16 protein-coding genes are annotated in these 20,283 nt (G+C 51.6%); 12 read left to right on the top strand and 4 right to left on the bottom strand.

Features of this window, described 5'->3' with window-relative positions:
- Nucleotides 1-9: 9 nt before the first annotated feature.
- The 3 genes from NYR02_RS02915 to NYR02_RS02925 are packed head-to-tail and all read left to right on the top strand — an operon-like array spanning nucleotide 10 to nucleotide 3,744.
- Nucleotides 10-2,409: a bifunctional diguanylate cyclase/phosphodiesterase gene (locus NYR02_RS02915; RefSeq protein WP_260974897.1), complete on the top strand. Its 2,400-nt coding sequence runs from the start codon at nucleotides 10-12 to the stop codon at nucleotides 2,407-2,409.
- A complete protein-coding gene (locus NYR02_RS02920) occupies nucleotides 2,406-3,308 on the top strand; it encodes a DUF3034 family protein (protein WP_260974898.1) in 903 nt (300 codons plus the stop codon). Before NYR02_RS02915 ends, NYR02_RS02920 begins: the two co-directional genes overlap by 4 nt.
- A gap of 7 nt (nucleotides 3,309-3,315) precedes the next feature.
- Nucleotides 3,316-3,744 carry a group I truncated hemoglobin gene (locus NYR02_RS02925; RefSeq protein WP_260974899.1) on the top strand — a complete coding sequence of 143 codons (429 nt, stop codon included), beginning with the start codon at nucleotides 3,316-3,318 and terminating at the stop codon, nucleotides 3,742-3,744.
- Nucleotides 3,745-4,045: 301 nt separating this feature from the next.
- Here NYR02_RS02925 and NYR02_RS02930 read toward each other — a convergent pair whose 3' ends face one another.
- The gene (locus tag NYR02_RS02930; protein ID WP_260974900.1) at nucleotides 4,046-5,821 is read right to left on the bottom strand and encodes a sodium:solute symporter family protein; all 1,776 of its coding nucleotides are present in this window, start codon (nucleotides 5,819-5,821) and stop codon (nucleotides 4,046-4,048) included.
- A 14-nt stretch (nucleotides 5,822-5,835) separates the two neighbouring features.
- Nucleotides 5,836-6,105 carry a DUF4212 domain-containing protein gene (locus NYR02_RS02935; protein WP_260974901.1) on the bottom strand — a complete coding sequence of 90 codons (270 nt, stop codon included), beginning with the start codon at nucleotides 6,103-6,105 and terminating at the stop codon, nucleotides 5,836-5,838.
- Nucleotides 6,106-6,578: 473 nt separating this feature from the next.
- Between NYR02_RS02935 and NYR02_RS02940 the strand changes: the two genes are divergently transcribed.
- The 8 genes from NYR02_RS02940 to phnX all read left to right on the top strand — a co-directional run bounded on the left by NYR02_RS02940 (nucleotide 6,579) and on the right by phnX (nucleotide 17,130).
- Complete coding sequence (locus NYR02_RS02940) at nucleotides 6,579-7,133, top strand: DUF2147 domain-containing protein (protein WP_260974902.1); 555 nt, start codon at nucleotides 6,579-6,581, stop codon at nucleotides 7,131-7,133.
- A 225-nt stretch (nucleotides 7,134-7,358) separates the two neighbouring features.
- Nucleotides 7,359-10,154, top strand: coding sequence for a TonB-dependent receptor (locus tag NYR02_RS02945; RefSeq protein WP_260974903.1), 2,796 nt, complete (start codon nucleotides 7,359-7,361; stop codon nucleotides 10,152-10,154).
- Between the two features lie 157 nt (nucleotides 10,155-10,311).
- On the top strand, nucleotides 10,312-11,547 hold the full coding sequence (locus NYR02_RS02950) for an NAD(P)/FAD-dependent oxidoreductase (protein WP_260974904.1): 1,236 nt from the start codon (nucleotides 10,312-10,314) through the stop codon (nucleotides 11,545-11,547).
- A 98-nt stretch (nucleotides 11,548-11,645) separates the two neighbouring features.
- Nucleotides 11,646-13,013, top strand: a complete 1,368-nt coding sequence (locus NYR02_RS02955; RefSeq protein ID WP_260974905.1) for a DUF5690 family protein — start codon at nucleotides 11,646-11,648, stop codon at nucleotides 13,011-13,013.
- Nucleotides 13,014-13,015: 2 nt separating this feature from the next.
- Entirely contained in the window at nucleotides 13,016-13,744 is a 729-nt protein-coding gene (locus tag NYR02_RS02960; RefSeq protein ID WP_260974906.1) for a UTRA domain-containing protein, read from the top strand.
- An 833-nt stretch (nucleotides 13,745-14,577) separates the two neighbouring features.
- A complete protein-coding gene (phnW, locus tag NYR02_RS02965) occupies nucleotides 14,578-15,693 on the top strand; it encodes a 2-aminoethylphosphonate--pyruvate transaminase (RefSeq protein ID WP_260974907.1) in 1,116 nt (371 codons plus the stop codon).
- A gap of 23 nt (nucleotides 15,694-15,716) precedes the next feature.
- Nucleotides 15,717-16,310 carry an HD domain-containing protein gene (locus NYR02_RS02970; protein ID WP_260974908.1) on the top strand — a complete coding sequence of 198 codons (594 nt, stop codon included), beginning with the start codon at nucleotides 15,717-15,719 and terminating at the stop codon, nucleotides 16,308-16,310.
- A complete protein-coding gene (gene phnX / locus NYR02_RS02975; RefSeq protein ID WP_260974909.1) occupies nucleotides 16,303-17,130 on the top strand; it encodes a phosphonoacetaldehyde hydrolase in 828 nt (275 codons plus the stop codon). Before NYR02_RS02970 ends, phnX begins: the two co-directional genes overlap by 8 nt.
- 218 nt (nucleotides 17,131-17,348) lie before the next feature.
- Here the strand turns inward: phnX and NYR02_RS02980 are convergent, their stop codons facing one another.
- Nucleotides 17,349-18,305: a hypothetical protein gene (locus tag NYR02_RS02980; protein WP_260974910.1), complete on the bottom strand. Its 957-nt coding sequence runs from the start codon at nucleotides 18,303-18,305 to the stop codon at nucleotides 17,349-17,351.
- A 16-nt stretch (nucleotides 18,306-18,321) separates the two neighbouring features.
- The gene (locus NYR02_RS02985) at nucleotides 18,322-19,140 is read right to left on the bottom strand and encodes a hypothetical protein (RefSeq protein ID WP_260974911.1); all 819 of its coding nucleotides are present in this window, start codon (nucleotides 19,138-19,140) and stop codon (nucleotides 18,322-18,324) included.
- Between the two features lie 377 nt (nucleotides 19,141-19,517).
- On the opposite strand from NYR02_RS02985, the gene NYR02_RS02990 reads away from it, so the two are divergent.
- Nucleotides 19,518-19,772, top strand: coding sequence for a hypothetical protein (locus tag NYR02_RS02990; RefSeq protein WP_260974912.1), 255 nt, complete (start codon nucleotides 19,518-19,520; stop codon nucleotides 19,770-19,772).
- Nucleotides 19,773-20,283 lie beyond the last annotated feature (511 nt).

Genomic DNA, 20,283 nt, shown 5'->3' on the forward strand with positions numbered 1-20,283 from the left:
GACACAACGGTGCGACTGAATACCTTCCGCAGTCAGATACTGCTGTTTACCGCGGGACTGACCGCGCTTGCCTCGCTTTCTATTCTGGTGCTGGTGCTTTACAGCGCCGGTGAAACTATTCGCAGTAAAGTGAACGATGATCTGGGCGCAGCGGTTGAAGTGTTTAAAAACACCATCGCCATGCGCCAGCAGCAATTACTGACTTCCGCTGAAATTCTGGTTTCCGATTTTGGTTTTAAACAGGCGTTGGCCAGTCAGGATCAGGCGACGGTGGCCAGCATGCTGGAAAACCATGGCTCGCGCATCCGCTCGGATCTGATGTTTCTGGTTGATGTCAGCGGGCGGGTGACGGCCAGCACCGACAGTGATGTGCGTGAAGGAGAACAGTTTACCTACGCTCCGGCTCTGGAACAGGCGCTTAAAGGCCAGGTCAGCGCCGATTTTTTTGTGCTTGGAAATCATATCTATCAACTGTTGCTGATACCGGTACAGGCCCCAAGGGTGATTGCGATTGCGGGCGTGGGGTTTCGTATGGATGAACGGCTGGCGCAGCAACTGGCGCGCAGCAGTGGTATCGACGTTACCTTTGTTGAGCAGCAGGGGCTGGGCATGCGCTCGCCGCGGGGTATGAGCAACCTGGTGTATTCTTCTTCTCTGCCCGGTGACGAGCAAATTCTGCAGGCGATGGAATCGCCAGGTTATGCCCGCACCCTGAACGGCTGGGACAACGACAGCATGCAGCGCTTTGCCAGCCAGTGGCTGACGATATCGAGGCACGGTACCGTGCCGGTCAGCGTTGTTTTATCGGCTGATCTGCAACCGTCTTTTGACGGTTATATTCAGTTACGCAATCGCATTCTGCAATTGGCTCTGGTGATCATTCTACTGGCCGTTGCCGGCAGTATCCTGATGGCACGGCGGCTGACGGTGCCGCTGAAACGCCTGGTACGTGACGCCCGCGCCATTGCCCGCGGAGAATATCACCGCATTGATCCACCTGGCGGAGCAAACTATGAAATTCAGACCTTAGTGTCTGCATTTCATACGATGAATAATGATCTGGCTGAACGTGAGCAGGAAATACGCTACCAGGCGTTGCATGACAGCCTGACCGGGCTTTTAAACCGCGTCAGTATGCTGGGTGAGCTGGAGCAGCGTGTTGTGGCTGGCGAGCCGTTTATGCTGGCTGACGTTAATATTCGCGGTTTTAAAAATATTAATGATTCTTTAGGGCCGGATATTGGCGACGGCTGTTTAACGCGGGTAGCACAGCGGCTGGCCAAACTGACACAGAAGGGCGCTTTGGCCCGCGTCGCCGGAGACGAATTTGTATTGCTGATGCCCTGCCCGGATACTGCCACCAGCTGGTGGGCCGAAGCGCATGGCTGGAAAATACTGCACACCATTAGCACGCCGATGACGGTAAATGGTGTCAGTGTCAGCATCGAGGTGCGCGTCGGACTGGTATTGTTTCCGTCTCAGGCTGATACCGCTGCGCAATTAATCCGGCGCACAAATATCGCTCTGGAACATGCCCGCAGTCACAAACTGCCACTTTTTTTGTATGAAGAAGGCATGGATCAGCAGCATCTGCAGAAGCTGCATATTCTGAAATCGTTAAAGCAGGCGTTGAGTCTGAATGACGGTCAGCTGCAGATGTATTATCAACCCAAGAAAAATCTGTCTACGGGCAAGGTCGATAAAGCCGAAGCTCTGATCCGCTGGTTTCATCCGCAGGATGGATTCATTCCACCCGACGTATTTATCGAGCTGGCAGAACAAACCGGTTTGATAGGTCAGCTGACAGACTGGGTGATATTGCAGGTGCTGGAGCATGTCGCCGTGTGGCGGCGTGACAATATCGATCTTCAGGTATCGATTAATATTTCCGCTCAGGATCTCAGTCGTGATGGTCTGGTGACTTTTATTGAGCAAAAGCTGCAGCGCCTGCAATTACGACCAGCGGATATCTGTCTGGAAATAACGGAGCGCGACATGATGCAGGATGAAGAAAAATCGCTGCAACAATTGCAGATATTCCGCGACCGGGGCTTCAGTATTTCGATGGATGATTACGGTATTGGTTATTCAGCATTATCCAAACTGGCGCGTATGCCGGTGGACGAAATAAAAATTGATAAATGCTTTATTCTGAATTTAGCAGAAACACACGAAGATCAGATTATTGTGCGCTCAACCCTGACCATGGCCCGCGAGCTGGGGTTAAGTGTCACCGCCGAAGGCGTGGAAAATCAGGCTTCAGAAGAATGGTTAGTGGCCAGTGGTTGTCATTATATTCAGGGCTATTTTCTTTGTCGGCCAATGGCCTTTGATAAGGTTTCCCCCTGGCTGACTGATTTTCAGCAATGCTCTGCCGCTGGTGGACAGCAACAGGAGATACAATCATGACGCTGCGTTTATCCCCGCCTGGGGCCTGGATGTCACAGAAACTGGTTTCACCGAATCTGACGTCGTTGAGCATAGCCTTATTCAGTTTAAGCGTATCTGTCAGCAGTCCTGTGCTGGCGCAAGGACGTTTACTGGCAACCTCCGGCGTTACCCAGCTGGAAGGTGCCGCCGGTGGTGGCCTGGTGCCCTGGGCGCTGATCAGTGGTTACGGCGAGCAGGGGGAAAGCAGCCTCAGCGCTTTTACAACCCGCACCGACGTGCAGGATTTTCGCCTCGAAGTGCTGGGCGCCAGTTGGAGTTATAACAATCAGCTGGAACTCAGTGCGGCTCAGCAAAGCTTTCGTTTGAAAAATACCGCCACCGAAATCCGCCAGGAAATTTATGGCGCTAAAATCAAACTGGCCGGTGATGCGGTGTTTACAGCGCTGCCACAGTTGGCGTTGGGACTGCAGCATAAGCGATTGCTGGATGGTGACACGGCGGCTGCGGTGGGCGCTGATAACAATACCCAGGGAACCGATTTTTACCTGTCGGCCAGTAAAGTTCATCTGGCGGCACTGGCCGGATACAACGTTTTATGGAACGCGACGGTGCGTGCCAGTAAAGCCAATCAAATGGGATTGCTGGGGTTTGGTGGTGACGATAACGGCGGGTATCAGTGGCTGCCGGAAGTGTCAGCGTTGGTGTTGCTGCGCGACGGCTTCGCCGTGGGTGCCGAGTACCGTTCCAAGCCCGATAATTTAGCGGCGTTCCGCGAAGACGATTACCGCGATCTGTTTATTGCCTGGTTCCCGCATAAACAACTGAATTTGACTCTGGCATGGGCGCAGCTGGGCAGTATTGCCGGCAGCGATGATCAGGATGGCCTGTATTTGTCATTAACCGGTTATTTTCAATAGGAGAGCGATGATGATCCGTTCTTTGCTTTGCAGCGGCACCTTGCTGATGGCGACGTCATGGATAAATCCGGCGATGGCGGAAGACACCCTGTACGAACGATTAGGGGGGGCTGAAGGCATTAGCGTGGTGGTGGATCATTTTATTGATGAAATCAGTTTTGATCGCCGTATTTATCCGTTTTTTAAAGATTCAGATATAGAGCGCTTCCGCAATAAATTCAGCGAACAACTGTGCGCGGTGAGTGATGGCCCCTGCATTTACAGCGGTGATGATATGCCAACCGTGCATACCGGGATGAATATTAGCGAAACCGATTTTAACCGGGTGGTGGAGTTGTTGCAGAAGGCCATGGCAGACAGTGGTATTCCCTACACCGATCAGAACCGGTTATTGCAGCGTCTGGCGCCTTTGCGCGGCGAAATGTTGCACCGCTGACAGGGGTTAGATTTATAGAGTTTAGCGTTATTGGCGGATAGCACGGAATGTTCTTTAACCGATAACGCTCAATGTACTCTGTGTGAATACCCTCTCTCAATTACCTGCTTCTCAATTACCTGCTTCTCAATTATCGGCATCTCAATTATCGGTATCTCAATTATCGGTATCTCAATTTTTCGTGTCCGAATTCTTGCAGATCGATTGCTTCAGCGATTATTTAAAATGACGTTATCACCAATAATCAGCATAAAAAAACCGGCCGAAGCCGGTTTTTTTATGGTTGGATCAGCGTCAGATCTTAGTGATCGTGCGCTTCACCAGCCCCTTTCGGGAAGCGGATATCTTCTACCATCTGACGGATGTCATCCGGTACCGGAGCAGTCATGTTAGAAACAATGAATGCGGTGGCGAAGTTCAGCAGAGCACCCAGGGCACCAAAGGCTTCTGGCGAAACGCCCAGGAACCAGTTATCCGGAGTGTTAGCCAGCATCTCGGTACCTGCCACAAAGAACCAGCCTTTGTAGGTAAAGATGTACACCAGCGTAGACACCAGACCAACCAGCATACCGGCGACTGCACCACTGTTGTTCACCTTAGTACTGAAGATACCCATCATCAGCACAGGGAAGATCGAGGATGCCGCCAGACCAAAGGCCAGTGCCACCACCTGTGCCGCAAAGCCGGGAGGATTCAGGCCCAGATAACCGGCCACCAGAATCGCACCCGCCATCGCGATACGCGCAGACATCAGTTCGTTCTTCTCACTGATATCCGGCATAAAGGTACGTTTCAGCAGATCGTGGGAAATGGCTGTCGACATCGCCAGCAGCAGACCAGCGGCAGTGGACAGTGCGGCAGCCAGACCACCGGCAGCGACCAGAGCGATTACCCAGTTTGGCAGGTTAGCGATTTCCGGATTAGCCAGAACCATGATGTCACGGTCGACTTTCACCATTTCGTTACCTTTCCAGCCGAAAGATTCAGCTTTGGCGGCAAACTCAGGGTTCTTGTCGTTGTAGTACTGGATACGGCCATCGCCATTCTTATCTTCGAACGCCAGCAGACCTGTGGTTTCCCACTTCTTGAACCAGTCCGGACGATCAGCATAAGCCAGGTTACCTTCGGCACTGCCAACCGGGCCAGGCTGAATGGTATTGGTCAGGTTCAGACGGGCCATAGAACCCACAGCCGGAGCAGTGGTGTACAGAATGGCGATGAACAGCAGAGCCCAGCCTGCGGATGAACGCGCATCAGACACCTTAGGTACGGTGAAGAAGCGGATGATCACGTGTGGCAGACCAGCAGTACCCATCATCAGCGACAGGGTGTACATCAGCATGTTGAAGGTACCGCCTTTCTGCGCGGTATATTCAGCAAAACCAAGGTCAACCAGCGTCTGATCCAGTTTTACCAGCAGCGGAGTACCGTCAGCGGTGTCACTGAGGAAACCCAGTTGTGGAATCGGGTTGTTGGTCAGGTTCAGAGAGATAAAGATCGCCGGTACGGTGTAAGCAAAAATCAGTACACAGTATTGCGCGATCTGAGTGTAGGTTACGCCTTTCATACCGCCGAGTACGGCGTAGAAGAATACGATACCCATACCGGCATACAGACCGGTTGCATAATCCACGTCGAGGAAACGGGAGAACGCCACACCAATACCTTTCATCTGGCCAATTACGTAAGTCAGAGACGCTACGATCAGACAGATAACGGCCACAATACGGGCAGTACGGGAGTAGTAACGGTCACCGATAAAATCAGGCACAGTAAACTTGCCGAATTTACGCAGGTAAGGAGCCAGGCAGAGTGCCAGCAGTACATAACCACCGGTCCAGCCCATCAGGAAGATAGAAGCATCATAACCCTGGAAGGCGATCAGGCCCGCCATAGAAATAAAGGAAGCGGCAGACATCCAGTCGGCTGCTGTTGCCATACCGTTGGCAACCGGGTGAACACCGCGGCCAGCCGCATAATATTCACCGGTGGTTCCGGCACGGGCCCAGATAGCGATACCGAAATAGAGGGCGAAGCTCAGGCCCACTACGATGTAAGTTAAGGTCTGTAAATCCATGCTCAACTCCTCACTTATTCATCGTCATCAACGCCAAACTCACGATCGAGTTCGCGCATTTTTTTGGCGTAAATTGCAACAATGGCGAGGAACACATAAATAGAACCTTGCTGTGCAAACCAGAAACCCAGACCAACGCCACCGACCGGAATCATGTCGAGAACCGGACGGAACAGAATGCCGAAGCCATACGACACCACTGCCCAGATAACCAGTAATATGAACATTAATCTCAGGTTTTTGCGCCAGTACGCGTTCTTATCGTCTTCTGACTTGAAAGCCATAACCCCTCCTAGTTTTTATTTGAATGCAGAATCAACCTAGCAGCATAGCGTCAGAACACGACAGCTAGACCTTGGTAGTACCAATTTTGAACACCTGTGTTCAGTGATGGATTTTGCTATTAAAAACAAAGGGTTATCGGTGCTTTTGAGGGGGCGGAAGAGCACGGGGTGACTATGGTCGCAGGGCGTTGAAATACGCATCTTTGGTGCTAATACGTACGCCTTTAGTACGATAAAAAAACGCTGCTGCGTTGCATTGATCTCACCGTTGTTTATGACTATTGGCCCGATTTGCCGGGTTTTAGTTGGCCATATCCGCTCTGGAATGGCGGATTTTTCCCGGCAGATACCGTATTATCCGCCCACCTGGCCTAACCAATAACTGATAACGCAAGTGGCCGGGGTTCGGCCGGGTTGCCGGGGGTGTGCTACCCAACCTGTCCGGAATTGCACCAGCTCTGGAGAGTTTGTCTGTGAAAAAATCCATATCCGCTCTTGCTTTTACCCTGTTGTCGTCCGTTGCTGTGGCTGATCCTGCTGTCGGTCAATGGGTAACGATTGATGATGAAGACGGCAGCCAGGCCAGCGTCGTTGACATCCGCATTAATGAAGACGGTAAATTGCAGGGCACCATCGTTAAATTACTGCGTGAAAAAGATCAGGGAAAATCCTGTGAAAAATGCCCGGATGATTTTAAAGATCAGCCCGTAGAAGGCCTGACCTTTATGTGGGGTCTGGAAAATGATGGCGAAGGCGAATGGGAAAGCGGCCGTATTCTCGACCCTAAATCCGGCAGCATTTATAAATCCCAGCTGGAAGTCGCTGAAGACGGTCAGAGTCTGAGTGTTCGCGGTTATATCGGCGTGTCCTGGATTGGCCGCAGCCAGAAATGGTTACGCTACGAAGCCCCAGCGGCAGAAACCGCTGCAGAAACTTCAAGCGCAGACAGCAGTGCAGAAACAACCGAAGCAGCGACTGCTGAAGCCGCGCCGGTTGAAACAGCAGCAGAAACCGCTGCTGCAGAATAACGCATTAGGTTTTTTATTCTGCTGAAGCCCGCTTAGCCGCGGGCTTTTTTGTGTCTGAAATCTGCCCTTGTAAGCGATCATTCATCTGCCTGTTATTGAACGCGACAGTCATAACCCCGTCATATTTTCTTCCTAATCTGCACTGGCTAACTGGATTAGACCAGATTCGGATCCCGCCGGCACAAGGGGCGTGATTGCGGCTTACTGGAAACTATGGGGATTAGGATGAAGACGTTTAAAACTGCAAAACTGCCACTGCTGGCGACACTGCTGCTTGGCAGCCAGCTGGTACTGGCCGATGCCAGCCTGATGGGTTCGGTGATCGATCAAAGCTCAATATTACCCGGTGCAACGGTGACCGTTGCAGAAACCGGTGCCCGTGTTCAGAGTGATGAACGCGGTCAGTTTATTCTCAAAGGACTGCAGCCCGGCACCTACAACCTGAAAATTACCTACGTCGGTTATGAACCGTTGCAGACAACGGTTACTGTAATGGCTGATGAACGTAAAGATCTGGGCGCACTGAAAGTTATTTTCAGCGGAGCAGGTCTTGAAGAGGTTGTGGCCATCGGCCATATTTTTCAGGGTGAAATGAAAGCCCTGAATACACAGAAAAATTCTAACCGAATTCTGAATGCAATTTCGGCCGATGGTATGGGTAAATTACCCGACCGCAACGCCGCCGAAGCGGTACAGCGTATTCCTGGCGTATCCATCGAGCGCGATCAGGGCGAAGGCCGCTTTGTTGCCGTGCGTGGTTTACCGGCACAGTGGAGTTCAGCCTCGCTGAATGGTGACCGCATTCCTACTGCCGAAGAAGAAACGACGTCACGCGCCACCGCGTTCGACTTTTTCCCAACCGAAATGATCGAAAGTGTGGAAGTCAGTAAAGCGGTAACGCCGGATATGGAAGGCGATGCCATTGGTGGTAACGTGAATTTTATTACCCGCCGCGCGCCGCAGGAAACCACACTGGATGTCACCGTTGGCACCAATTACAACGATAAAGCCGGTGATAGCGGTTATAACCTGAATATTCTCGCCGGTGACCGCAGTGACGATGGTAAGTGGGGTTATATCGTTAATGCCAGTCAATATGTGCGTAACTGGGCCACCGATAACTTCGAACCGCGCCGCAGCGGTGAAGGGATTAAACGACTTGAACTGCGTGACTATACCGGTGAACGTGACACCCGCGGTTTTAATGGTGCGCTGGAATATAAATTCGATAATGGCGATACCGTCTATGCCCGTACCCTGTACGGCACACTGATCGACGATGAAACCCATTACAAACACCGCTACCGTTTTGATAAAGACCGGATCGAGTTACAGCATATTCATAATATTCTGACCACCGAACTCAGCGGGCATCAGCTGGGTGGCGAGCACTGGGTCGGAGAGGGTGGTTTACTGGAATGGAAAGCATCGACCTACGATAACCACTTTTATTATGGCGATGTGCCGAACAGCAAAGACAAGAGCTATTTTGTTGCCCGTTTTGATCAGAAAAACGTAGGCTTTGTCGGGCTGGACAACCGCAGTGGTAAAAACCTGTCGTACAACACCATTGATGGCGGCAACAGCCCGGCCAGTGAACCATCCACGCATTTACCGGATGGCTTCAGCATGGACCCAACGCAAATGGCGCTGTCCTCCATCGAGCTTTATAAGGTCGATGTACGGGAAAAAGATAAAGTCGTGGCACAGCTCGATTTTACCCAGGATATGAATTACGACCTGCAATTAAAATTCGGTACCAAATACCGTGAAAAAGAACGGGTTGCGCGTTTTTCCGATGAGTTTTATCAGTGGAAAGACAGTGCGACAACGCCGCTTTTGAGCGACTTTGATTTAAGTGATCAGCCGGGCCGTAACGACTATCTGGAAGAAATTAACGCCGGTTACGCCGATGATTTCAGCCAGGTGGCGGATATGTCGGATCTGGAAAATTTCTGGAACAACAACCGCGATCAGTTTGAATTGATTGATAGCGAATCCTATACCGTGGCCAACGGTGGCGCACTGGGCCGTAACTTCGATGTGAACGAAACCCAGATGGCCGGTTACGGTATGGCGACCTATCAGCTGAATGATGAAGTCAGCCTGGTCGGTGGCGTGCGCATTGAACGCACCGAAACCGAAGTATCCGGTTACAGTGCCGAAGACAATAACGGTAGCGTAGTCATTGTGCCGGTGAAAAAGACCAAGTCGTACACCTCAGTGCTGCCGTCTGTGCATATGACCTACGCCCTGACCGACGACAGCAACCTGCGTGCTGCTTTCAGCCGTACCTTTGCCCGTCCGGACTTTGGTTCGCTGGCGCCGGGACAGGCCTATTCAGAAGCCGATGGTGAGCTGGTGGTGGGTAATCCGGGACTGAACCCGACCTATTCCAATAATCTGGACGTGTTATTCGAGCGTTATTACGACAATGTCGGTGTGATTTCCGGCGGCCTGTTCTATAAGCAGATCAGCGATCCGATTTTCAATAAGCGTTCCGAAGTGACCTTTAAAGGTGAAAGCGTTGACCGCGTAGATTCGGTGAACGGTGATAATGCCTGGCTGGCTGGTGCTGAGTTTGCCTTCAGCCGTCGCCTCGATTTTATTGCCGATGCGCTGGAAAATGTGGGTGTACAGGCCAACTACACCCGTATGCGTTCGGTGATGGAATTAACCAATGGCCGCAAAGCCGATATTCCGCGTCAGGCCGACTCTCTGTATAACGCCGCGTTATTTTACGATGACAGCACCTTTGCTGTGCGCATCGCGGTTAACCATAAAGGCGCTTATATTCAGGAACACGGTGACAGCAGTGATGAAGACAGCTACTACGGTGATTACACCAGTGTTGACCTGAGCGCGTCTTATCAGGCAACCAGCGATCTGATGGTGTATGCCGATATTAATAACATCACCAACGAACCGATGAAGTACTACCTCGGCAGCGAAAGCCGCCCACTGCAGGTGGAATACTACGGTTACCGCGCCAATCTGGGTGTTAAATACAGCTTCTTCTGATTTATTGCAGTAACAAAGAACACCGGCTCCGGCCGGTGTTTTTATTTGTGTTCTGCCTTGATACAACGTTTTCTTTCTCTGAACCTGCCTGTCATCGTTTTGTCATCCGCTGTCTTTTAAATATTGTCATCTGGACTAGACCAAAAGAAGTATCAGGATGGCAGTAAAACAGCAGGTGGTTATTATTGGCGGCGGTATTCTTGGCCTCGCCATTGCCCATTATCTGCAGAGCAGCGAGCAGGCACAGGTAACGCTGTTTGAACGCGGCGAATTAGGTGCAGGCACCACCAGTCAGGCGGCAGCTTTATTAACCCGCGCGCGTAGCAGCGACAGCGCGGCATTAATGGTGCACGAAACTCACAGCACCCTGCGTATGCTGGAGCAGCGTTTTAATCTGCCCTTTGCGCAACGCTGCGGTTGTTTGCACATCGCCGTTAACGATAACGAACGTCAGCAACAACAACGTTATTTTCAGCAGGCGCAGCAGTTGGATGTTGGTACACAATGGCTGGACAGCCGCGATATTCAGCGCCTGCTGCCCTGGCTGGCAATCACGGCAGACAGTAGCGCCTTGTATTACCCCGATGACGGCCACGCCGACCCTTATACCCTGGCGCAGCTGTATGCCCGTTCGGCCCGCGCCGCGGGAGCGCAGATTATTTCCCATTGTGCGGTTAACCGGCTGGAGTTGCAGGGCAATAAACTGACCGGCGTACACATAGCCAGCGGTGAATTTATCCGTGCCGACACTGTGGTGCTGGCAGCTGGTCCCTGGAGTGCAGCGCTGGCCTGTGACTACGATATCGCACTGGCGATGGCACCGGTTCGCAGCCATTACTGGATAACCAGCAACCAGCCGCAGGTTGATGCCAAGCAGCCGATGGCGATTATTCCTTCTGCTAAAGCGTATTTCCGCAGCGAACAATCGGCGCTGTTATTTGGTGTGCGCGACAGCCAGTGCTGTGTGGCTGATCCGCGTGCATTACCGCACGATATTCACAGTTTTCATTTTGCCGAAGACGCTAATGGCTGGCTGGCACTGGAAGAGCACTGGCATAGCCTGCTGACTCTGTGCCCGCTGCTGGAGCAGGCGCAACTGGCGTATTACTTAAGTGGAGTGTCGTCTTACACGCCGGATGGCAAGCCTTTGCTCGGTCGTCTGGAGCAGTACAGCAATGCCTTTGTCGCCACCGGTTGCTCCGGTGCCGGTATTGCCTTCAGTGCTGGCATTGGCCGCCTGCTCAGCGAGCAGATTCTTGAACAACCGACCTTTGTTAACGCGGAAGAATTCTCGCCGTCACGCTTTGCCGCGATGCAACCCAAGGCTGATCCGATGAGCCCGGAATTCCGTCTGCACTGTGCCCGCGCGCGCAGCGGCAAGAGTACCGGCTGAATGCAGCATTTTCATACAGCCGACATATCCCTCGGGTATTTCCTGTTTATAAGAACTGATAGCGCTGCCAGCCAGTGTGCCGCAGCGGGAGTATTTTAATGTTAATTATGCCGTTTCAGCGTTTTCACCAACGTGCTCAGCAGCGTCTGCAGCAGGCATCTGCACTCTGGTTTGTAGTGTTTGCCATCAGCGCCGCCTTTATGACGTACTTTTCGATGTACGCCTTCCGCAAGCCTTTCTCGGTGGCGATGTACGATGGCCAGACGTTGTTTGGCATGGATTACAAAGTCATCCTGATTTTTGCGCAGGTGCTGGGCTATCTGCTGTCAAAGTTTATCGGTATCCGTGTGGTGTCGGGCATGATGCACGACCGCCGCGCGCTGGCCATTATATTACTGGTCGCCAGTGCGCAGCTGGCGCTGTTTTTATTTGCAGTATTACCGGCGCCATTAAAACCGCTGGCAATGTTTTTTAATGGTCTGCCGCTGGGCATGATCTGGGGGCTGGTATTCAGCTATCTGGAAGGGCGTAAAACCTCGGAATTACTCGGGGCAGGGTTAAGCGCCACCTTTATTGTTGCCTCCGGCATGGTACGCAGTGTGGGCAAAGCGTTAATCGTTTACGCCGATGTGCCGGAATTCTGGATGCCGTTTTTAACCGGCCTGATTTTTATGCCGCTGCTGCTGATTTCGGTCTACGCGTTGTCGATGATTCCGGAGCCGGATGCCACTGACGAAGAACTGCGACTGAAGCGCCAGCCGATGACCGCCGCCGACCGCTGGCAATTATTTGGCCAGTACTGGTTTGGCCTGAGCCTGCTGATTCTGGCGTTTTTACTGTTCACCGGCCTGCGTGATTTTCGCGATAACTTTTCTGCCGAAATCTGGCAGGCGCTGGGCTATGGCAATGAACCCGCGATTTTTACCTACGCCGGGGTGCGCATTGCCGGTATGGTTCTGGTCGCGCTGGCGTTGTTAATGTTTATCCGCGATAACTTCCGCGCCTTTACCGCCAATCATATTGCCATTGTGCTGGGCTGCTTTATTTTGGGATACAGCACCTGGCTGCATCAGCAACACTGGCTCGACAGTAAAATCTGGATGGTCGCCTTAGGTACGGGTTTGTATTTGGCCTATATTCCGTTTAACTGCTTTTTGTTTGACCGTTTTGTCGCCCTGGCCGGTGGCGTGGCCAATGCCGGATTTCTGATTTATCTGGCCGACAGCGCCGGTTATACCGGCAGTGTGGGATTGCTGTTGGTTAAGCATTTTTATGCGGCGGACATCAGCTGGCTGAATTTCTTTGTCAGTGCTATTTACACCACCGCGATCATCGGTGGCTTGCTGGTGACGATGTCATGGTTGTATTTCCGCTGGCGTTTTATCCGCAATGGGCAGCAGTTTCAGGAAGAGACTCAGCTCCAGAAACAGCCGCTGGCTTCTGTTGCCGCGACACGGCTAAAATAGCCATGCATACCGATTCTGGACTCAAAAAAATGCTGTCAGCCAATATCGAAATACGCGACTACCTGGCCGGACTGATCAAACAGTCACGGCTGAAACAGAACGAACGTCTGCCATCCGAACGCGAGCTGGTGGAGCAGTTTAAAAGCACGCGAATTACTGTGCGCGATGCGCTGTCAAAGCTGGAATCGGAAGGGCTGATTTACCGCTCCAACCGCCGCGGCTGGTTTGTCTCACCGCCACGGCTGGAATATGACCCATCTTCGCGGGTGAATTTCTACCTGTTGGCGGAGCAGCAACAACGCACTCCGGCCACCGAATTAATTTCACAAAAGCGCATTAAAGGTCCACAGGTAGCGCGCACGACACTGGCCGTTGCCGCTGACGAAAAACTGATTGAACTGGTACGTCTGCGTTCCCTCGATGGCCGCCCGGTGCTTTACGAATTTATCTACCTGCCGGAAAGCCGCTTTCCGGAACTGATGAAAAAAGACCTGGAAGGCTCACTCACAACCCTGATGCAGCGCGATTACAACGTCGAAATTACGCACGAAGATAACCGTATCTGCGTGTCAGCGGTTTACGATCAGGTGGCCGACGCGCTGTCGCATATTAACGGCGCGCCCTGTCTGGAGATTCGCCGTATCCGTTATGAAGGGGAGCGCAAAGCGGTGGAGTTTGATATTGAGCACTGGGTTCATAGTGCGATAGAACTGCGGATTCCCAGTCACTGAGTTTCTTTTTTCAGCTGTTTTGTGGGAGGGGCTTGGTAGGAGCGGCTTTTAGCCGCGATACTGTTTCTGTGGCCGCTGCGCGGGTTGGCTTTTGTAATCATATCGAAGCCTTTGCGGGTGCTCCGCCCCCTGCGCCCCCATGCAAGGAGAGGTATCTCCTTCCGATCCTCTCTTGCGGCTGTCCGGTGCTGTTCAGTCAACTGCGTGGCCAATCCGGCCCGCACAGCAATTCGCCCGGAGCCTTTTACCGTTTGATAATTGAAATGAATGGGCTCCGGGCTGTACTGTGCTTTCCACCGGATTTTCTGCCTGGTTGACTGGCACCGCACAAATGCCGCGTTTATTCAGACGCAACGCAGTTTTTCAAAACAAACAAAGCAGGAATTGAAAAGCGGTTTCGCGTTATGGTTTTATGCGCCTGCAGGACGCCGGTTTGAATCATTCTGCGCCGGTACGTCCCGGCATGGATGCCGGGCGAGCGAATAGGGCCATGGATGGCCCATTATTCGCGTTACCGCGACCGCAGGATTATTCAGAACGGATTAAGTCCTGCACAGCGCGAAGCGGGGAGTTTGCCCGACCGGCGTGAGGGGTAAGACCCCTCAAAGAGGTCATAGGGCCGGGCGGCAGCCCAAAAAACCAGCCCGCGCAGCGGCCAAAAAACTCAATAACGTCCTCAGGAACCTCCAACCCAACACTCTGCATTACTGTCACAAAAACTTCATTAAACTGCCGTTGCCGCTCGCTCCGTTAGCTTTTATAGTTTGCGCATTCTGGTCTAGACCAGAATAAAGAAAATACAAAAACCAACTCGGCGCAAACGTGACGGACTTATGAATAACCCTTATTTATTACTCACTCCCGGCCCCCTGAGTACGACGGCCAGTGTAAAGCAGACCATGCTGCGTGACTGGTGTACCTGGGATGACGATTACAACCTGGGAGTGGTTCAGCCTATCCGTAAACAGTTGGTAGAGCTGGCGCTCTGTGGCGAAAAAGAGAGCGCTGCAGAGGAATACAGTGCGGTGCTGCTGCAGGGCAGTGGCAGTTTTGCGGTAGAGAGTGTCATCAGCAGCGCCTTTTCGGCCGACGATAAATTATTGATTTTAGCCAATGGCGCTTACGGTCAGCGCATTGCCGATATGGCGCGGGTACACCGTATTAATTACGGGCTGTTAACCGCCGCCGAGCATGAGTGGGTGAGTCTGGAAGAACTGAATCAGGCTTTGCACGATGACCCGGCCATTACCCATGTGGCGCTGGTTCATTGTGAAACCACCTCCGGCATTCTGAATCCGCTGGCTGCTTATGCCGAAGTGATTAAAGCCGCCGGCAAAACCCTGATTGTCGATGCCATGAGCTCGTTTGGTGGTATCGAAATTCCGCTGGCCGCACTGGGTATCGATTTTCTGATCAGCTCGGCCAATAAATGCATTCAGGGCGTGCCTGGTATGGGCTTTGTGATAGCAAAACGCGATGCGCTGGCTAAATGTGCCGGTCGTGCGCGCACGTTAAGTCTGGATTTATTTGACCAGTGGCAGTGCATGGAGCAAGGCCATGGTAAATGGCGTTTTACCTCGCCAACCCATGTGGTGCGCGCTTTTCAGCAGGCACTGGCGGAACTGGCAGAAGAGGGTGGCATCAGCGCCCGGGTACAGCGTTATGCCGACAATCACCGCACCCTGGTCGATGGTATGCAGGCGCTGGGGTTCGAGTGTGTGGTCAGCCGCGATAAACAATCGCCGTTTATTTCGACTTTTAAATATCCTGATAATCCGGCGTTCGATTTTAACCAGCTGTATCAGCGCTTAAAGCAGGAAGGCTTTGTGATTTATCCGGGCAAGGTCACGGCAACGCCGTGTTTCCGCATTGGCCATATCGGTGATGTTTTCCCGCAGGATATGCAGCGTTTGCTGCAGGCGCTGGAAAAACACCGCTTCTGGCTCTGACAGCTGACAACGGAGGAATCATCATGCGCTTACGTACGCTGGCGCGCAAAGCCGTGGATCAGGTCTGGCAACCCTTTGCTGATTACGGCCATATGCCACTGGGGGAAGATATTTCCCAGACCCGGCATGCTCTGCAATGTGCCTGGTTTGCCGAACAGGATAATGCGCCAGCGCATCTGGTTATTGCCGCGCTGCTGCATGATGTTGGCCATTTAATTACCTGGCAGGAACAGGGGCTGCATCCGGAAGCCGGTGGCGATAACGGCTACCACGAAAAAGTCGGTGCGGCTTTTTTAAGTGAATATTTTGCCGATGACGTGACCAAACCCATTCGTCTGCATGTCGCGGCCAAGCGCTATTTATATTCCACCGATGCCGTTTACCGCGAGTCGCTGTCGGCGGCATCACAGCAGAGCCTGGAACTGCAGGGCGGCTGGATGGATGAAAGCACCTGCCGCGCCTTTGAATCTTCGCCCTGGTTTGCCGACGCTTTACGGCTGCGTAAATACGACGAGCAGGGAAAACAACCGGCCTTACAGGTGCCGGGCATTGACCACTATTACGAACTATTAATTCAGCACACCCGTGTGGTGCAGGAGCGCAATACCCATGTTTAAATCGCAACGTTTTTTTGCCGGGCCAACAGAAGCCGTTATTCTCGACTGGGCGGGCACCACCATCGATTTTGGCTCGCTGGCACCGGTTTACGCCTTTATGGAATTATTCGCCGCCGAAGGTATTGAAGTAACCCAGGCCGAAGCGCGGGAACCCATGGGCACCGAAAAACGCGAACACATTACCCGTATGCTGGCCAATCCGCGTATTCATGCCCGCTGGCTGGAAGTAAAAGGGCAGGAAGCCGACAGCGCCGAAATCGACCGCCTGTACCATGCTTTTGCGCCGATTCAGACGCGCATCGTTGGCGAACGTGCGCAATTAATTCCGGGCTGGAAAGCCGCTTACGACCAGCTGCGTGCACAGGGCTTAAAAATCGGCGGTAATACCGGCTACGGCCCCGGCATGATGGAACCGGCATTAATCGCCGCCAAAGATCAGGGTTACGAACCGGATGCCTGTGTATTCGCCACCGATGTATTGCGTGGCCGCCCATACGCCGATATGGCGCTGGCGTTAGCGCTGCAACTGAGCGTTAACCACGTACACGCCTGCATTAAAGTGGACGATACCTTACCCGGTATTGAAGAAGGCCTGCGTGCCGGTATGTGGACCGTCGGTGTCAGCATCAGCGGCAACGAAGTTGGCCTGGATCTGGCTGACTGGCAGGCGCTTTCCGCCAGCGAGCAGGCACAGCGCCGCAGCAAAGCAACCCAGCGCTTTAACGATGCAGGAGCACATTACGTGATTGATTCGGTCGCGGATTTACCGGGCGTAATTGCCGATATTAATGTGCGTTTGGCGCGGGGAGAGAAACCCTGAACTGAGTTCAGGGTTTTTGGAGTGCAGAAAGCGTGGGGTGATTTAACGGACACGGATGGTTTGGTGTCCGTTAAAGTGGGGGAGAATCACTTGTTCGACAGTAGCGCCTTGTTATACGTGACATGAAAAATCATATACAATGTTCAATATCGATCAATAGAGGATATTGAATTAAGTAAAGTTTACGCCTGAATCCTCATTCGGCAGCGCTATTTTGCCTAGATATAGAAGTCCTGATTATTTTCTCTAGCGCCACATGCCCTGATAAATGCACAAGCAACAAACACATAATGTCTTCCAGAGCTGGGTAATATTTTCCATACGCTACCTACATCTGGGTCTATATCGACACCGTGATCAGCTGCGTTTCGAATCTGCCCCAAATACTTTCCGGCTTCAGTTATTTTCTTTGGTAATATGCTATTAGCTCTGAACTTATCTATCCGGGATGTTAGACCTGTTGCTCCTTGTAAATTGACTCCCATCCTATTGGCCAAGCCAGCTAGAAAAGATTCTAGTGCAGCCGCAGCTTCAGCGACAGCTTCTTTGGCGTGTTCTTCTTTCGCTTTTAATAAAGCTCTTGCCAGTGGAACCACTACTTCTACGCGATCTAAGCTGTCGGCATAGTCACCGATCTCAATTCTGATGCTGGCCTCTGCGTCAGCCAAATTAGAAGATGCCTCCGCCACATTTCGTAGCTGGTTTAAGTCCTCTCCATTTACTGCCTCATATACCCCACCGCCTTTTGCATTAATGGCCTTGGTATATGTGCCTAGGCTGATCAGAGTGTCTTTTATTTCTTCTCTGTGTGCATTTAAATCTAAGTGAACTTTCGTTTGTTGGGCTGCTGTATCTGAGTTTCCAGTTGCGACTAGGCGTTCCCTGAAAAATACAAATGGTTCATAGCACTCCAATAGAATCCTCAAAATAGCAGCCTTACTTGATTCATCTGGAGTGCCTAGTAGCCGAACTAATGGGGATTCTGTTTTGTAGGTCTCATTATCTTTGACAATAAGCCCTATGTCTGTAGCCAAAGCCAGCGCAGCTGTAGCTTGAGCGGCTGACAAATCACAAAAATCCTGAACAAATTGTTGCTCACAGTTTGGCCGAATACATACAGCTTCTGCCACCAGTACGGTAAGTTCGGCTGTTGCTTGTGAAAAATTGCGGGGCATAGTTATTACTCCGCGCTTATTCGTCTATATCAGTTTCTTCGCCATCGCGGATTTCGCGATTTACATCTTTAATTATCTGGTTTAGCTTTTCACCCAATGTGTCTAAATCTGCTGTAGAGCAATCGACAGTTACATTAATGTTTATTTTAATCTGCGGGCTGCCTGTGTAGGACTGTTCAGCGACTACCTTGGAAACCTGTGGGGAAGTAATAAAGCCCAAAGGGCGAGTTGGTTGAGACGAATCTAATTCTGAGTTTTTTATCTTTCCAGATTCTATATCGTCTTCTATTTTTGCGAGAACAATCTTCCCATCTTGCTCACGAATCAATTCTGATGCGCGAAGTATATCCATCACGGTCCGTGCCCCAGTCATCACGGCTGGCTTTTTCGGCTGTCCTGCTGAAAAAGCAATATGAGATTGCAGCGTCCCCTCATCCATCCCATTCCGAATTTTTATTGAGGTGATCAGTTTATTTAAAAATTCGGTTTCCGAAACGATTTCACGCCAGTTTTTTCTGATTTCATCTGGCATTTCATGCTCGAGTGCCTGAGCCAGATTTCGACCAGCGCTAGTTACAGTTTTTTTCTTCCCGGGTTCCAAGATTGCTAACTCTAATAAGAAGCCAACATTTCTGCTAATGACGGTGGAATCCATGCCTATTAGTTTGCTTACCTCGCCCAGATCAACGGGCGCTGAAAAGTGTCCATAGGCTTTGATAATTTTGGTCAATTCCTCATATGAGGACGAAGGTAACTTAAACTTTTCAGCAGACATTGGATCACTTTCCTTGAGGTAATTATTCAAAAATGGATTGACGTAAAGCAATCTAACCATAAAGTCGCGATTCTGACTTAGAGTTTAGAGGATTGCACTATCACTTTTATTTGTCGATTTCAAACTAAATTTAATAGATCGCATTTATGAGCATTAGTATCGCCATAACTTATTATGTATCACAGTTTATTCGTAGGTATGCTCATTAACACACCTAAGTCCTTATTCAGATTCCCAGCCTAAACCACTGTCCTGGCTGAAAAAATCATCGTTATTTTCTTTCTTGTCAGGCTATAGACGCGCATGGGCACTTTTACCCTGAACCGCTCTTTACATTTTGCGCGTTATCAATGTCCAGCAGAAAACAGTGTTTATCTGCTCTTTTTATTTCAGACACGCTGCCGCCCGTCCTTATAAGCGCAGGGCAGGAGTGGCGCATGTTTGAAATCGGGATTTCAGGCGGGGAGGGGAATCGGATTGGGTATCTGTCCGTTAAGTATGTAGCTGCCTCCCTGCTGTGGTTTGAGAGTACTGAAGTTTGGGATGAGGTTCAATCTGTTGATAAATTTGGTTACAAGTGGCAAATGACGACAATGGCTTTGGTGGGCAGTGCCCACCCTACATTTCGGCGTGAGCGTATGGCTGGCCATGTCGCGGATAAGATCCGCTTCTTGTATCCGATTGACCGCTAGTAGGCTTCTCGGCGGCATCGCGGGCATGGCCCGTTCCTACAATGCTGCGCCTGATCTGATAGGCGGCTTTTCAAAGAAAGCAGATATTCGTTCTGAAGAGTGGCTTCGCGTTATGGTTTTATGCGCCTGCAGGACGCCGGTTTGAATAATGCTGCGCCGGTACGTTCCGGCATGGATGCCGGGCGAGCGGTATCGCGGCTGAAAGCCGCTCCTACAGTATGGTGCCTGATATATATGCGGCTTTGCGTCATGGTTTTATGCGCCTGCAGGACGCCGGTTTGAATCATTCTGCGCCGGTACGTCCCGGCATGGATGCCGGGCGAGCGAATAGGGCCATGGACGGCCCATTATTCGCGGTACCGAGATCGCAGGATTATTCAGAGCGGATGAAGTCCTGCACAGCGCGAAGCAGGGGCCCGGGGAGAAGTGTAGTGGTCTAATCAATCCGGACACCCGCTTAGGTGATAAAATCACAACCCAAGAGGTGTCCAATGAAAAAACAACGTCGTAT

Source organism: Thalassolituus pacificus (genome assembly GCF_025318105.1).
In the GTDB taxonomy this organism is placed as follows: Bacteria; Pseudomonadota; Gammaproteobacteria; order Pseudomonadales; family Oceanobacteraceae; genus Venatoribacter; species Venatoribacter pacificus.